A 15,178-nucleotide genomic window follows, 5' to 3' on the forward strand; every position below is an offset into this window, starting at 1 on the left:
AAGCTAAAGCATACCACGAATTTTTTATAACTGCAAGAAATCATCCTCGGAAATAATCGGAATTCCCAATGATTTCGCCTTTTTATTCTTCGATGAGGAAGATAATACATCGTTATTGATCAGGTACGTGGTCTTCGAAGAAACACTGCCTGCGACTTTTCCGCCACGGTCTTCGATCAATTTTTTAAGTTCATCCCGGTTTGCAAAATGATTGAGTGAACCAGTAATGACAAATGTCTTGCCTTCGAGATCCTGTGGTGCCGTATTCTCCTCGACGACAAGTGTCACTTCCTTCAAGATCTCACGCAGTACCCGGATATTGTTCGGATCTGCGAAATATGCCTCAATGCCCTCTGCGATCACATCGCCGATCTTCTCAATCTCGGCAAACTGCGCTGCATCGGCATGGATAATTGCCTCCACATCATCTTTGAAATATTTGCAGATGGATTTTGCCATGGCGGTACCGACGTTCAAAATTCCAAGTCCATACAGGACACGCGCAAGCTGTGTCGTACGGCTTGCCTCGATGCTCTCCATCATATTGTCATAAGACTTCTGCCCAAAGCCCTCTAATTTCACGATTTCTGTCCCATAGCGGTCAATCCGGTAGATATCATACAACTCTTCAATAAAGCCGCAGTCTAAGAACTTCTGCAGCGTTGCCTCAGATAAACCATCGATGTTCATCGCGTTTCGTGATACAAAATGTGTGAATAGCTTGATTGCCTTTGCCGGGCATGCCGGATTCGGACATACAAGCGTCTGTGCCTGATTGTCCTCGCGGATCTCTGTCTTACCGCCACACGCCGGACAAGTATCCGGAATCTCGAGTGTACCGGATTTCGTCAGGTTCTCACTGATCTGCGGGATGATCATATTCGCCTTATACACCTTGATCGTATCACCGATTCCAAGCTGTAACTGCTTCACAATGCTCACATTGTGGACACTGGCACGGCTCACAGACGTTCCTTCGAGCGATACCGCATCAAAGACTGCCACCGGATTGATCAGCCCGGTACGGGACGGACTCCACTCAATATGCCGAAGCGTTGTCTCCGCTTCCTCGTCTGCCCATTTAAATGCGATCGAATCCCGCGGGAATTTCGCTGTCCGTCCAAGACTTTTACCATATTCCACATCATCAAACGAAAGCACGAGTCCATCAGATGGGAAATCGTTCGTCTCGATTTTCTCTGCAAAATGTGTGACCATCTCCTGCATCGTTGCCGCTGTGACATCGACGTGTTCCACAACCTCAAAACCAAGTGAAGTCAGGAAATCAAACTTTGAATTCATCGTTGCATCGATTTCCGCATCTCCGGTATCAAGCATATTAAACGCAAAGAAATGCACATTCCGCTCGGCTGTGATCTGATTATTGAGCTGCCGCACACTGCCGGAGCATAAGTTTCTCGGGTTTTTATATTTGCTGTCAATATCCGGAATCGTGGCATTGATACGCTCAAAATCTGTATAGGTAATGACCGCCTCGCCACGGATCGTAAGCGGACCTTTGTACGCGATCTGGTTCGGCAGATTCGCAAATACCTTCGCATTGTTCGTGATGACCTCACCAATCTCGCCGTTTCCACGTGTGACTGCCTTCACAAGCACGCCATCCTCGTAAGTCAATACAACCGTCAGTCCATCCATCTTCCACGACATGACTCCTGTTTTATCACCCAGCCACGCTGCCAGATCCTCAACACTTTTTGTCTTGTCCAAAGATAACATTGGGGCCGGATGCCGTTCCTTCGGCAGCTCACTGATGATCTCGTAACCGACATTCTGTGTCGGGCTTTTGGATAAGATCAGACCGGTCTCCTGCTCTAACGCCGCAAGCTCATCATACAACGCATCATATTCCAGATTGGACATGATCTCTGTATCCTGCTGATAATATGCTTTGGAAGCCTGATTTAACAGCTCCACCAATTCTTTCATACGCTCTGTTTTTGCATCCATCATTTTCTCCTTTTCCTGTCACAATCTCTTCTGCACCAGTCTCCGCAGCTCCTGTTCTTCGCCCCGCGTCAGCGTCCGAAACTCACCCGGTCGTAAGCTTCCAAGACGAATATTCATGATTCGGACACGCTTTAAGTGCACAACCCGTACATGCAATGCATCGCACATCCGCCGGATCTGCCGGTTCAATCCCTGTGTCAATATGATCGAGAAATTTCTCGTTCCGGTCTTTTTGACTTTACATGGTTTCGTTACCGTATCTAAAATCTCAACGCCCTCCGACATCTTCTTAATAAAATCTTCTGTGATATCTGTGTTGACTCGCACATGGTATTCCTTTTCATGATTGTTTCTGGAGCGCTGGATCTCATTTGCCAGATCTCCGTCATTTGTAAGAAGCAAAAGTCCGGTCGAATCCTTATCAAGACGTCCTACATAGTTTACCCGCTCCGGGAACTCTACATACCGGAAGATACTGTCCGGATCAGCATCCTTCGATGTACAGACCTGTCCGATCGGCTTATTGTATGCATAGATCACCTTTTTCGTATGCAGATGTACCGGCTTTCCATTGCAGGTAACAACTGAAGAATCGCCGACGCGTGTCCCAAGATCCGCGATTGTTCCATCCACCGTTACCTTTCCGGCTTCAATCAGCCTGTCGGCTTCCCGGCGGGAACAGATTCCTGCTTCACTTAAGTATTTATTTAATCGAATTTCGTTAGACATGACATTCCCCTTAATTTTATTAATTTTATAGTTGCATTTCTATATTAACAGTTGTATAATCGCTTTATAAATTTTAGAAAAAGTGTAAAGGAGGCATATTATGGATAATATTGATAAAAAAATTCTTCACTTATTACAGGAAAATGCCAGATATCCATTGAAGCATCTGGCAAGCAAAGTATTTCTTTCCTCCCCCGCTGTCTCTGCCCGTATTGAGCGTTTAGAGAAAAGCGGAATCATCTCCGGCTATCACGCAAGTGTTGCCCCAGTGTCTCTCGGGTATCACATTACAGCCTTTATAAACATGGCGCTCGATCCAAAACGGAAACCGGAATTCTACCCGTTTATCCAAGCATGTCCGAACGTTTTGGAGTGTAACTGCGTTACCGGTGCATACTCCATGTTGATTAAAGTATGCTTCCCTAGCACAATGGAGCTTGATACTTTCATCGGGCAACTCCAGAAATACGGAAACACAGAAACACAGATCGTATTCTCCACTCCGGTTCCGCCACGTGGCATTGATGTCCGTGCAGCCGATGAGGACGAAGACGAAGATGGTGCGGATGATTTCTTGTAAAATACATGGATATAATAATAGGGCTGTTGACGAACAACAGCCCTTATTTTTTATTATTGTCCGGAACTGATCGTATTGTAGAACTCTGCGAATGCCGCATCATTTGCAATACAACTGTTTACGTTATCCTGTACTGCTTTGTACAGATTCTGAATATCCGTTGACTGACTCTGTGTCTCGATGTAATTCGTAACTTCCTGCGAATGTGCTGAATTATCAATCTTATATCCATCTGCTGTTTTCACAACATAGAACTGATTAATATTCAGAGGAACACTTGTAATGTTCGCCATACTCAAGTTGCTTGTTACATACACAAGTGTCGCATCTTCCGTGTATCCCGGCATCGTGTAACAATTCACATTTGAATATGCCTTGATCACAGCGGAACGCTGCTGATAAACGGTCATATCATCGAACTGGCTTGGATCTGTAACATAGGTCTTCAGCTTGTCCTGATCGCAAACCGCCAACGCTGCATAATACTCTATAATCAGGGAATTGATATCCAGATTTGCATTTGTCTCGTAAGAAAAGCCGGTCTGGTTCGTCTGCTGTGCATCCGTCTGCGTCGCTTTGTCTTTGTTAAACATTCTCAGATCCAGATCCGAGAAGAAATAGAAATAGAATACAACGGCAAGCAGAATAAAGATCATCCAGCCAAGGAACAGCATCAGGCCTGCTATCTTTTTCTTTCCTTTTTTACCCTTCTTACTCATATGTCCTCCTTCGAACAACAATATACAAAAATGCACCAGAGAGGAATCGAACCTCCGCACATGGCTCCGGAGGCCATTGCTCTATCCACTGAGCTACTGGTGCGCGACTTCTAGTATATCCGATTTGATCTGATTTTTCAAGGCTTCTATGCTATCAAATTTTATTTCTTTTCGAATTTGTCGTAAAAATTCGATTTTCAGGCAGGTTCCATATAGATTTTCATTGAAATCCAGAATATTTGTCTCCACCTTAATTTTATGATCTGCGTCCACGGTCGGGTTATCTCCCACGTTCGTCACACCGCGATAATGCTGGTTATTCACTGTGACACGCGTCTCATATACGCCATTTGGCACTAACAATTTTTCTTCCGTTGGAATCAAGTTGGCTGTTGGGAATCCAATTGTAGCTCCAAGCTGTTTTCCATACTGGACAATCCCGGAAATACTATATGGGCGTCCCATATATTCACGGACGACATCCACTGCCCCCTGTTCAATCTGCTCCCGGATATAGGAGGAACTGATAATTGTCCCCTGCTCCCGCAGCTTCTCAAACGCAAGCACTTCAAAGCCATACCGGGTTCCATATTCCTGCAGCATCGTCACATCGCCCTGCCGGTTTTTGCCAAACCGGAAATCATTGCCGACGACCACATATTCCGGGTGCAGCCGCTCCACTAACACATCCTTGACAAATGTCTCCGGCTTCATCGCCGCAAACTTCTTCGTAAATTCACAAGTAACATTCCAGTCTATACCAAGTTCCTCCAACAGCCGATCCCGCTCTGGAATTGTATAGATGCGCTTTGTGCCCGGCATGTCGATGGAAAATACGACCGATTGTTTTCCTGCCTCATGGGACAACTGCAATACTTTGTTGATAAGCAACATATGTCCCTTGTGCAAGCCCTCAAATTTTCCAAGTGCCACAACAGTATCTGCGATATTCACGTCATTGTATGCTAGTTTCTTCACGTCAGTTTCCTCATAAAAACATTTTAAATGGTTTGTATATCTGTTCTTCCTCTTTGTAATCATATAAGGCTGCAAACTTGCCTGCATGATACACCCGGATTCTCGTATCCCGTCTTTCTCCCATATCTTTGAAAAACCGAGGAGAAAGCTTGTTTCCATTTCTCAGATAATTCTCTGCCTGTTCGGTAATCTCATATGCCGGATACTGTTTCAAAAGTGCATCCACTGGCAGGATTGCGTCCTGCAGGGTTCCATCTGCCTGCCGTACCTCGATCTCCTGCAGCGTCAATGCATCTGTCACAGAAAATCCATGCACTTCTTTCCGGTGTAAACCGGACAACACAGCCAGACAAGAAAGTTTTCTTCCGATATCCCGGCACAACGACCGGATATACGTGCCTTTCGAACAATACACATCAAAGCTGTAAGTATCGTCCGCTTCCTTCGTAATGTCCTGGATTGCATAAATCTCAACCGGTCTTGGTTCTCGTTTGACCTCGATTCCGGCTCTGGCATATTCGTATAATTTTTTTCCATCCTTTTTGATGGCAGAATACATCGGTGGTATCTGGTCATACTTGCCAACGAAGGACAAAATTGCACGTTCCACGTCTGCCTGTGTCAGCTGCGCGAGCACTGCTGCATCACCTTCCGCAGTCGTCTCACCGGTCACATCCTCGGTATCCGTCTCATAGCCAAGCTTCATCGTCGCACGGTAGCATTTATCTCCTTCGGTCAGAAGATCTACCAGCTTTGTCGCCTTACCAAGACAAACCAACAGGACACCTTCTGCCATTGGATCAAGTGTCCCGGTATGTCCGATCTTTTTCTGTTTTAAGATGCCGCGAAGCTTTGCCACGACATCAAATGATGTATAATCCTGTTCTTTATAAACATTTAAAATCCCGTCTATCAAAGCTGTTCCTCTATCATCTTTATAATATCTGCAACGACTGTATCAAAATCGCCGGTCACTTCAAAGCCAGCCGCACGGATATGTCCGCCACCGCCATAGGCAACTGCAATCTTGCTCACATTGACTTTGCGGATAGAACGCAGGCTGACCTTCATTGCATCGCCAAGCTGGTATACAAATATCGCGACCTCCACACCGTCAATCACGCGGATACGATCCACAATGCCATCTGTCTCTTCTTTTCCGCAGCCAAAGGTATCGAACATCTCCTTTGTCACAAAGGTGTAGACAACCTGTCCGGACAGTGCCAGCTTTGCATTGACCATCGCCTGTCCCATAAGCAGATTCTGCTTGTAGCTGACTCTGTAAAAGGTATCGTCGATAATCTTCTGTGCATCCACGCCATGTGCGAGCAATTCACCGGCTACCTGCATTGTATCCTTTGTACATGCCGAATACTTGAACACGCCGGTATCATGTACGATACCGAGATACAGACACTCTGCACAGGCAAGCGAGATATTCTCTGGATCAATATGCCGGAACAATACTTCACTTGCAGAAGATGCGTCCGCATCACAATAGTAATAATCCCCAAAGCCCTGATTACTTCTATGATGATCCAGACAGGCACTTTTCTTCGCCATACCGAAAAGCTCATAGAAGCTTCCATGCCGATCGCGGTCTCCACAATCCAGAGAAATTGCAAGATCCAATACACGAGACTCTGGTTCATGGCAGATGGCATCCGCGCCCTTTAAGAACGAAAACTTATCTGGAATCTTCTCCAGATACACGGTCACCTCTGCGTCATAGTTGTCCTGAATATAATTGTACAGTCCTAAGCACGAACCAACACAATCGCCATCCGGGCGGATATGCCCGAATATTCCGATTGTCTTTGCATCTTCAATTAGATTTAATAATTCACTCTTCTTCATTCTGCTTACTCTGATCCTCTTTGATTACCTCATCGATACGCTTAGACATATAATTTCCATACTCGATTGATGTGTCCAATACAAACGTAAGCTCCGGTGTATTTCGGAGATTGATCGTACGCGCCAGCTCGCGGCGGATAAATCCACTCGCCTGCTCTAAGCCCTTTAACGTCTCTGCACCAGATTCTGCATCGCCTAATACACTGATATATGCCTTACAATATTTCAGATCCTGTGTCACCATGACATCCGTTACCGATGTCATGGGATTGATACGTGGATCTTTTAACTCCATCCGAATGATCCGGGAAAGTTCCTTCTGGACTTCCCCATTGATTCGCTGTGATTTATGACTTGTCTTTCTCATTTCTATCTTGGTACCTCAACCATAATATATGCCTCAATGATATCGCCTTCCTTGATATCATTGAATCCATCCATAACAAGACCACATTCAAATCCTGTCTTAACTTCCTTTACGTCGTCCTTGAAACGCTTCAGAGATGCAAGCTCACCCTCGAAGATCTGCTCACCTTCCCGGCTGATACGAACTTTGCAGTTTCTCTGGATCGTACCATCTAATACATATGAACCAGCGATTGTACCAACACCAGAAGCCTTGTAAGTCTGACGAACCTCTGCATGACCGATGACCTTCTCCTCGAAGATTGGATCAAGCATACCCTTCATCGCACTTTCGATATCCTCAATCGCATTGTAAATGACACGATACAGACGGATATCAACCTTCTCACGCTCTGCAACTTCCTTCGCCTGATTGTCCGGACGAATATTAAATCCAATGATGATCGCATTACTTGCAGAAGCAAGAATTACATCACTCTCATTGATTGCACCAACACCGGAGTGGATACATTTAACTGCCACTTCCTCGTTGGAAAGCTTAAGCAAGCTCTGCTTAACCGCCTCTACAGAACCCTGTACATCTGCCTTGATGATAAGGTTCAGATCCTTTACATTACCTTCCTGAATCCGGTTATAAAGGTCATCGAGAGACATACGCTGCTTTGTATCTGCAATCAGTTTTTCCTTGCCACGGTTGATAAATGCCTCGGAAATCGTACGCGCTTCCTTCTCATTTTCTGTGGCAATTACAATCTCTCCAGAATTTGGAACGCCATTTAAGCCAAGTACCTCAACTGGCATAGATGGAGTCGCCTCCTTCACCTTGCGCCCCTTATCGTCGAACATCGCACGCACCTTACCATGCACATCACCGATTGCCAGACAGTCGCCCACATGCAAAGTACCCTTCTGTACCAGAATGGTTGCAACTGAACCACGTCCCTTATCAAGCTGTGCCTCGATGACAATACCACGTGCCTTCCGGTTCTTGTTTGCCTTGAGCTCCAGAATCTCCGCGGTCAGGATGATCATCTCCAGAAGGTTATCAATACCTTCCTTTGTATGTGCAGATACCGGACAGAAGATTGTCGAACCGCCCCAGTCCTCTGGTACGAGCTCGTATTCCATCAACTCCTGCTTTACACGGTCGATATTCGCACTTTCCTTATCAATTTTATTGATTGCAACAATGATCTCGATGCCAGCTGCTTTCGCATGGTTGATTGCCTCTACGGTCTGTGGCATAACACCATCATCGGCTGCAACTACAAGGATTGCAATATCTGTTGACTGTGCACCACGCATACGCATCGCTGTAAATGCCTCATGTCCCGGTGTATCCAGGAATGTAATCTTCTGACCATTGATAGATACTACAGACGCACCAATATGCTGTGTAATACCACCAGCCTCACCAGCTGTTACATCAGAATTACGGATTGCATCGAGCAGGGATGTCTTACCATGATCAACGTGTCCCATAACGCAGACAACTGGTGGTCTGGAAGTCATATCTGCCTCGTCCTCTTCCTCCTCACGGAGAAGTTCTTCGATCACATCAACCTTTTCCTCTTCCTCTGCAATGAAGTTGTATTCAAGTGCAATGTCAGCTGCCTCATCAAATGGAAGGTCAGAGTTTACATTGTACATCTTACCTGCCATAAACATCTTCTTGATCAACTGTGCCACTGGCACCTTGATCTTACTTGCAAGCTCGCCGACAGTCAGTACCTCTGGCAGCTTGATTGTCTTGATCACTGGTTCTACCGGCTCCTGCTTCTTTGGTGCTGGCTGATGATTCTTGTTGTTATTATTGTTCCGGTTATTATTGTTGTTAAACCGATTGTTATTATTGTTGTTATTTCTTGTGTTACGGTTGTTGCTTACCGCGTTCCGGAAATTTGTACCACGGCTCTCCTGCTTGGCTCCATTCTGGTTATTGCCATTTGCAGGCTTGTTGTTATTATTCTTGCCCTGATTATTTCCATTATTATTCTGCTTATTGTTATTATTTCTGCCCTGATTGTTTCCGTTATTGTTATTATTTTTACCCTGATTGTTGTTGCGGTTCTGGTTGTTATTATTGTTATTGTTCTTCTTATTCTGGTTATTCTGATTACCGGAATTGGAATTGTTGTTTGGCTTTGGCTGCACCTTCTTGTTCTCCTGCTTTGGTGCTTCCTTTTTTCCTTCTTCCTTCTTTGGCCCTGCCTTCTTCGGCTCTTCTTTCTTTGCCTCAACCGGCTTGTTTCCGCCCAAAGACTCCCGCACAAATTTCATCATTGCATCATCAATGCTGCTCTGTGCTTTTAACCCTTCTTTTTTACCGCTCAATATATCAATAATCTGACTGCTTTTTACTTCTTTTCCAAGTTCTGCTGTCAACTGTTTTGCAAACTCGTGTACTCTCATGGGTTACACCTCCAATCTTAAACTAATCCAACTTGTCAGAAATCTGTTTTGCCAGACCTGCATCTGTCACTGCAAGTACCGTCCGCTCCTGTTTTCCGATTTGTCTGCCGAGCGTCGTGCTGTCAAACGCAATCGTATACGGAATCTCGTAATACTTGCATTTATCCATGAATTTCTTCTGCGTATTGCCCGATGCATCCTCTGCGATGATCACGAAATATGCAACGCCCTCCTGAATCGCTTTCTCGGTCAGGAATCCGCCGCTCTGTACTTTTCCTGCTTTTGCAGCAATCGAAAGCATAGACAATGCACGATTCTGATTTTGTGCCAACTATATCATCTCCTCTGCGATGGTCTGGTAGATTTCTTCCGGAATTTCCGTCTTCAACGAACGCTCCAGTGCTTTTGTTTTCTTTGCTTTCTCCAAGCACGCCTGATTCAGACAGATGTAAGCACCACGTCCATTTTTTCTTCCGGTCTTGTCCAGACATATCTCATCTTCCGGCGTCTTAATGACTCTGACAAGCTCTGTCTTTGGTTTCATCTCCCGACAGCCTACACACTGTCGAAGTGGTATCTGCTTTGCCAAGTTATCTACTCCTCATCTTCATAGTCATCGGCGTAATCGTCGTCATAATCATCTATAATCATACCCAGATCACGTGCCTGTGACTCACTCTTGATATCAATCTTATAGCCTGTCAGCTTTGCAGCCAGACTTGCGTTCTGTCCTTCCTTACCAATTGCAAGGGAAAGCTGATCGTCTGGTACAACAACTCTTGCACACTTCTTCTGCTTTCCGTCCTGCTCTTCTGTGTACGCCTGTACCCAGATTACATCGGATGGGCTTAATGCATTCTTGATATAAACCTCTGGATCTTCATCCCATGCGATAACATCGATCTTCTCGCCCTTTAAATCATCGACGATTGTATTGACTCTCGCACCTGCCATACCTACGCAGGCACCAACTGGATCTACGTTTGGATCTAACGAACGAACTGCAAGCTTCGAACGGGAACCTGCATCTCTAGAGATACCCATGATCTCTACAACACCATTCTGGATCTCTTCAATCTCATTTTCAAACAAACGCTTTACAAGCTCTGGATGGGTACGGGATACGTGGATGTTAATACCTGTATTGTTCTTCTTATCCTTTCCGTCCTTACGCTTGTTTTCTTTCTTCTCCGGTTTTTTCACTTCAACCACATACAGCTTAATATGGTCGCCAACCTTGTAATGCTCTGATTTTACCTGCTCATTTTCCTTGAGTCTGGTCTCTGTCTTCTCATCGAGGCTGATATAGATCGTATTGTCTACGAAACGCTGTACCACACCGTTTACAATGTCATGCTCCTTGCAGGCAAAACGCTCGTAGATCGCATCACGCTCACCCTCTTTGATGTTCTGGATGATAATGCTTCTTGCCTTCTGTGCTGCCATACGTCCAAAGTCCATAGACTCCAGTGGATACTCTACGAAATCACCGATCTCGTACTTGTCATCCATTGCTTTTGCTTCTGTCAGGGAAATCTGATTCTCATCATTCTCGACTTCCTCTACAACTTCCTTCTTGCGTACAACTGTGATCGCACCAGTCTCACGGTCCATATGTGCTTCCACAAGTACATTCTTTCCATAATCTTTCTCACATGCTGCAACCAGTGATTTTTCAATCGCCTCCATCACCAGTTCCTTGCTGACACTTTTTTCGCGCTCTAATTGATTTAAAGCATCAATAATCTCTGACATTTTTTTATCCTCCTCTTCTACTCAAATGCCAATCTTATCATAGAAATATCGTTTCTTGAAAATTCTTTTGGTTCTTCCGCCGGATCGAGCTGCAATGTGATCGTCGTATCAGTGTATCCTGTCAGGATTGCCTCGAATTCCTTACTGCCATCCACCGCACGGTAAAGTTTTACCTCTACCTTTTTGCCAAGATTCCGTTTAAAATCCTTGTCCTTCTTGAGCGGTCTTGTAAGTCCCGGTGAGCTTACTTCCAAAATATACGGGTCTGTCATCCGGTCCGCAGCATCCAGTTTTTCCTCCAAGCTCCGGCTGATCAGAACACAGTCATCAATATTGATGCCGCCTTCCTTATCCGCATACACACGCAGATAATAATCAGAGCCTTCCTTTACGTACTCTACATCCACTAGCTCAAACCCATGCTCTTCGATAATCGGAGTCACAAGTTCTGTGCAGTGTTGTTCAATTTCCTGTTTTTTCACGTCTGCCACCTTTCTGACTTTTTTGCCTTTTCAAAAACAAAGAGTGGGTTTTTACAACCCACTCTGCGTCATCTGTATTCAAGTCTTATATATTATAACATGTTTTTATTGTTTTGCAAGTACCTATTCCGCCTTTTTTACAAGTTTTACCTGCAATGCCTGTATCGTACCGCCTCCAGTATACGTGCCATTTTTTCCCCAGTCCGTCCAGCCCTGTGCCGACACATAAACGCGGTACAAAATATCATAGGAATCTGAGATTCCGCCTGTGAGATTGATCCGGATTCCAAGCAACGGTTCCTTCTGTCCAACACTGCCCGCCTGTTCGCCGTCCTTCCGCCATGCACTTTGTCCCTGTGCCGTCTCAACCGCATACCGGACATTTCCTTTCGGGACATATGCGCCAAGCTGGATGCGCACCGCTTCAACGGATTTTTCCTGCTTTGTATATCCTGCCACAATGCCGTCCATTTTTGCTTCCTGCCAGCCAAAAGTCTGCATATGAACCGTATATACAATACCAGCATCCACTTCAGAAGTCAGAATACCCGCCTGTTTTTTGAGATAGCTATATAGATTCTGAAGTTCCACCTGTGTACCATTCTCCTTCAGATAAGCATATCGGAACAACGCAAATCCATCATATCCCATGCCATAGATATGCGCACATTGTGTTGCCAGATTATCCTCGCGAAGCGCCCAGTCCAGATCGGTATCTGAAGTTTCCCCCACCCGGTAGAGTGCAAGCCCGGCATACAGCTTAATCTCCGGGTTCGTATGCAGCGTCTGCCATACCTCGCACCGGTTCGAAAACATCGGAACTTCTTTTCCATCTGTCACATAGCGATCCGTCCAGTAAATCTGCGGCATCACATAATCCACATATCCTTCCTGTGAAAGCCACGTATCAATATCTGCCCCCTGACTTCGTGCATAATCCGGATTTCCTGCCGGACTGATTCCGAACTCACAGTCTGGACGTTTCTGTTTGACCGTCTGGTATACTTTCTGGACAAGTGCATTTACCGCCTGCATTTTTTCTTCCTGTGGCAGCGTATCCTGCATGCCGTCAACAAAGAAATAATCATCAAAATGAATACCATCCACTGGATAGCGTTCTAAGATCTCTGCCACCTGATTTACGACTAACTGCTGTGCCTCCGCACTTTGCGGATTCAACACCAGACATGTACCATTTTGCCCCTGATATTCAAGTATCATAGACTGGTATTTCGCATAGAACGGTGTATGTTCAAAGCTTGCCGTCGTTTCTTTCCCCAGCGACAGCCGATACGGATTGATCCACGCCTCAAAACGAAGTCCCTCCTCATGTGCCACAGCTACCATGATCTCATACGGATCATAGCCTGGATATGTCCGGGTTTTGGACATATATTCGGAATACGGAAAATAGTCCGATGGATAAAAGGCATCTCCCATTGCCCGCGCATGTACGATCACCGTATTTAAGCCATATCTTTTCACGGTATCATACATGGCATGCACCTTCGCCCGGAAAGCCGCCTCGCTTTTATCGGATAATTCCGATTCCATATCGATATAGGAAATCCAGCACGCACGCTTTTCCATCTCCGTATTTACCTGCATAGGCAGATAAACAGCAACCTGCCTGCTCTGCATCGAAAATAAAGAAGAAAGCAGACAGACTACCACGATGATTCCTGCCAGATATCGTCTTATAATCTGCATATTTTACGCATCCGTTATCTCTTATAACTACTTATATGCAGATTATTTCTTTTTATGTTCATGAAGTGCTGTAAATAACAGCAGTCCTCCACCTGACGCTACCAGCAGTGTAATCACGATACCAAGCGCCATAGAATCTCCAGTTTTCACCGTATCATCACTTGCTACAACTACCGGTGTCTGCACCTGTGTGGAAGTCGAGCTTGCCTTTGGGTTCACGACTAAGGTTGCTCGGGTCGTTGCAGTTTCGGTCGTTGTAGCTATCTCAGTTGTTGTTCCATTTTCTGTGGTCGTGCTTTCCGTCGTTGTCACTTCAGTTGTTGTACTTTCTGTGGTCGTGCTCTCAGTCGTTGTTATTTCTGTTGTCGTACTCTCAGTCGTTGTTGTCTCTGTCGTCGTTGTCTCTGTGGTTGTAGCTTCCGTGGTTGTCGTCTCGGTTGTTGCCACATTGTATGGATAAAAATGTGATTCCGAACTCGCATTTACATTCTGTGCGATTACCTGCCCTTCATGATTGCCGCCGATCAGTGACACATTTCCAGATGGCGCAATGATATGACCAGTCAGAAAACTTGCTGTAATATTCTTGGCATCCGGGAAGTTCCAGACGAGTCCAAAGCCACCACTGTAATACTGACCGCCCTGTGCACCTTCCGGTCTGTTTTTCGCCAGATTGAAGAAGTAATTGTTGTTCAATGGAGTTCCACCAATTTCAATCTTACCAGTATCCAATGCATAATCCCCGTCTCCGGAAATGGAGATTGTATAGGCATTTGAGAAAATGTCTTCCGCAGTTACATTTTTCAGAATCACACGCTTTGCATTTGAGAAATCTGTCCCGCTGACGGTGATCGTCTTAGAATCTGCAAAGTCAATGATCAGGTCTCCCTGTTCCATATAGCCTGCCTGCCCAGCCTTCTCCAACGCCTGCGATTCCTGTTTAATAACACCAAACGCTTCGTCCATATTGATATAATCATCTGCCACTTTCACCATACGGTTTGTCAGCCAGTCTTTGTACGACATATGGCTTTCTGTATAGTAAAAATTCGTATCAATCCCCGTTGTATCATTCCACGAACCGGCATGATAATCGGCAAGATCAATCAGGTATCGCGCATAGGACGCCGCTGCTTTCACCTTTCCCACTGTATTTTTCAGGTTCAATTTATTTCCTACCATGATCGCACCGACGGTATCTGCTACATAATCGCCCTCCAGATCGTTTTGTACGAAATAGCTGTAATGCGACAGGATATAATCAATATGATATTCGTCCTCATATTTTTTATTGCTGACCTGTGTTTTTTGCGTGTTCGCATTTAAGACAGACACGCCACTGATTTCATCATACGCCTCCATCTCCGTTGCATCAGTTCCCGTCGCATCTGCCTGTACACCGGTATCTCCGACAAACATCGTTTCCGCAGACTCGATGTCTGTATCATCACCGTTCTCTCCTGCCGTTGCATCCTCTGCTGTCGCATCTGTCACAGTCGCTGTCTCCGCAAAAGCGACCTCCAGATTTTCACAACCGAAAATACATGCCACTCCGACCACACCTGCTACAATGGACTGTCGGATTCTCCTTGTCGTTTTCTTTCTCATAAAAAATGCTC

General features: G+C 45.4%; 15 protein-coding genes and 1 tRNA gene. 1 reads left to right on the forward strand and 15 read right to left on the reverse strand.

Annotation, left to right across the window (positions count from 1 at the left end; translation table 11 throughout):
- Window positions 1-24 precede the first annotated feature (24 nt).
- Entirely contained in the window at window positions 25-1,971 is a 1,947-nt protein-coding gene (ligA, locus tag AAAT93_RS02605; protein ID WP_227572922.1) for an NAD-dependent DNA ligase LigA, read from the reverse strand.
- An 18-nt stretch (window positions 1,972-1,989) separates the two neighbouring features.
- Complete coding sequence (locus AAAT93_RS02610; protein WP_227572768.1) at window positions 1,990-2,700, reverse strand: pseudouridine synthase; 711 nt, start codon at window positions 2,698-2,700, stop codon at window positions 1,990-1,992.
- Between the two features lie 100 nt (window positions 2,701-2,800).
- On the opposite strand from AAAT93_RS02610, the gene AAAT93_RS02615 reads away from it, so the two are divergent.
- On the forward strand, window positions 2,801-3,280 hold the full coding sequence (locus AAAT93_RS02615) for an Lrp/AsnC family transcriptional regulator (RefSeq protein ID WP_021985413.1): 480 nt from the start codon (window positions 2,801-2,803) through the stop codon (window positions 3,278-3,280).
- Between the two features lie 53 nt (window positions 3,281-3,333).
- On the opposite strand, the gene AAAT93_RS02620 is transcribed toward AAAT93_RS02615, so the two are convergent.
- The 13 genes from AAAT93_RS02620 to AAAT93_RS02680 all read right to left on the reverse strand — a co-directional run bounded on the left by AAAT93_RS02620 (window position 3,334) and on the right by AAAT93_RS02680 (window position 15,167).
- The gene (locus AAAT93_RS02620) at window positions 3,334-3,999 is read right to left on the reverse strand and encodes a hypothetical protein (RefSeq protein WP_021985412.1); all 666 of its coding nucleotides are present in this window, start codon (window positions 3,997-3,999) and stop codon (window positions 3,334-3,336) included.
- Window positions 4,000-4,030: 31 nt separating this feature from the next.
- Window positions 4,031-4,102: transfer RNA gene (locus AAAT93_RS02625), tRNA-Arg, on the reverse strand.
- A complete protein-coding gene (locus AAAT93_RS02630) occupies window positions 4,093-4,977 on the reverse strand; it encodes a bifunctional riboflavin kinase/FAD synthetase (protein WP_021985411.1) in 885 nt (294 codons plus the stop codon). Before AAAT93_RS02630 ends, AAAT93_RS02625 begins: the two co-directional genes overlap by 10 nt.
- Window positions 4,978-4,987: 10 nt before the next feature.
- On the reverse strand, window positions 4,988-5,893 hold the full coding sequence (truB, locus tag AAAT93_RS02635; RefSeq protein ID WP_021985410.1) for a tRNA pseudouridine(55) synthase TruB: 906 nt from the start codon (window positions 5,891-5,893) through the stop codon (window positions 4,988-4,990).
- On the reverse strand, window positions 5,890-6,834 hold the full coding sequence (locus AAAT93_RS02640; protein WP_021985409.1) for a DHH family phosphoesterase: 945 nt from the start codon (window positions 6,832-6,834) through the stop codon (window positions 5,890-5,892). The genes truB and AAAT93_RS02640 overlap by 4 nt, the downstream gene beginning before the upstream one ends.
- Complete coding sequence (gene rbfA / locus AAAT93_RS02645; protein ID WP_021985408.1) at window positions 6,821-7,201, reverse strand: 30S ribosome-binding factor RbfA; 381 nt, start codon at window positions 7,199-7,201, stop codon at window positions 6,821-6,823. The genes AAAT93_RS02640 and rbfA overlap by 14 nt, the downstream gene beginning before the upstream one ends.
- 2 nt (window positions 7,202-7,203) lie before the next feature.
- A complete protein-coding gene (gene infB / locus AAAT93_RS02650; protein WP_021985407.1) occupies window positions 7,204-9,612 on the reverse strand; it encodes a translation initiation factor IF-2 in 2,409 nt (802 codons plus the stop codon).
- Between the two features lie 22 nt (window positions 9,613-9,634).
- A complete protein-coding gene (locus AAAT93_RS02655) occupies window positions 9,635-9,943 on the reverse strand; it encodes a L7Ae/L30e/S12e/Gadd45 family ribosomal protein (RefSeq protein WP_227572767.1) in 309 nt (102 codons plus the stop codon).
- A complete protein-coding gene (rnpM, locus tag AAAT93_RS02660) occupies window positions 9,944-10,201 on the reverse strand; it encodes an RNase P modulator RnpM (protein ID WP_021985406.1) in 258 nt (85 codons plus the stop codon).
- 5 nt (window positions 10,202-10,206) lie between these two features.
- Window positions 10,207-11,367 (reverse strand): transcription termination factor NusA, encoded by a 1,161-nt coding sequence (gene nusA / locus AAAT93_RS02665; protein ID WP_021985405.1) that lies wholly within the window; start codon window positions 11,365-11,367, stop codon window positions 10,207-10,209.
- A 17-nt stretch (window positions 11,368-11,384) separates the two neighbouring features.
- Window positions 11,385-11,849, reverse strand: a complete 465-nt coding sequence (gene rimP / locus AAAT93_RS02670; RefSeq protein ID WP_021985404.1) for a ribosome maturation factor RimP — start codon at window positions 11,847-11,849, stop codon at window positions 11,385-11,387.
- 123 nt (window positions 11,850-11,972) lie between these two features.
- Window positions 11,973-13,559 carry a family 10 glycosylhydrolase gene (locus tag AAAT93_RS02675; RefSeq protein ID WP_227572765.1) on the reverse strand — a complete coding sequence of 529 codons (1,587 nt, stop codon included), beginning with the start codon at window positions 13,557-13,559 and terminating at the stop codon, window positions 11,973-11,975.
- A 42-nt stretch (window positions 13,560-13,601) separates the two neighbouring features.
- Window positions 13,602-15,167, reverse strand: a complete 1,566-nt coding sequence (locus AAAT93_RS02680; RefSeq protein ID WP_227572762.1) for a collagen-binding domain-containing protein — start codon at window positions 15,165-15,167, stop codon at window positions 13,602-13,604.
- Window positions 15,168-15,178 lie beyond the last annotated feature (11 nt).

This window comes from Coprococcus hominis (ex Arizal et al. 2022), assembly GCF_040094675.1.
Lineage (GTDB): Bacteria > Bacillota > Clostridia > Lachnospirales > Lachnospiraceae > Coprococcus_C > Coprococcus_C hominis.

Bases quoted from the DNA above. Each gene is read 5' to 3' on its own strand.
- ligA (WP_227572922.1), bottom strand. From the start codon at position 1,971: ATGGATGCAAAAACAGAGCGTATGAAAGAATTGGTGGAGCTGTTAAAT.
- AAAT93_RS02610 (WP_227572768.1), bottom strand. From the start codon at position 2,700: ATGTCTAACGAAATTCGATTAAATAAATACTTAAGTGAAGCAGGAATC.
- AAAT93_RS02615 (WP_021985413.1), top strand. From the start codon at position 2,801: ATGGATAATATTGATAAAAAAATTCTTCACTTATTACAGGAAAATGCC.
- AAAT93_RS02620 (WP_021985412.1), bottom strand. From the start codon at position 3,999: ATGAGTAAGAAGGGTAAAAAAGGAAAGAAAAAGATAGCAGGCCTGATG.
- AAAT93_RS02640 (WP_021985409.1), bottom strand. From the start codon at position 6,834: ATGAAGAAGAGTGAATTATTAAATCTAATTGAAGATGCAAAGACAATC.
- rbfA (WP_021985408.1), bottom strand. From the start codon at position 7,201: ATGAGAAAGACAAGTCATAAATCACAGCGAATCAATGGGGAAGTCCAG.
- infB (WP_021985407.1), bottom strand. From the start codon at position 9,612: ATGAGAGTACACGAGTTTGCAAAACAGTTGACAGCAGAACTTGGAAAA.
- nusA (WP_021985405.1), bottom strand. From the start codon at position 11,367: ATGTCAGAGATTATTGATGCTTTAAATCAATTAGAGCGCGAAAAAAGT.
- AAAT93_RS02675 (WP_227572765.1), bottom strand. From the start codon at position 13,559: ATGCAGATTATAAGACGATATCTGGCAGGAATCATCGTGGTAGTCTGT.
- AAAT93_RS02680 (WP_227572762.1), bottom strand. From the start codon at position 15,167: ATGAGAAAGAAAACGACAAGGAGAATCCGACAGTCCATTGTAGCAGGT.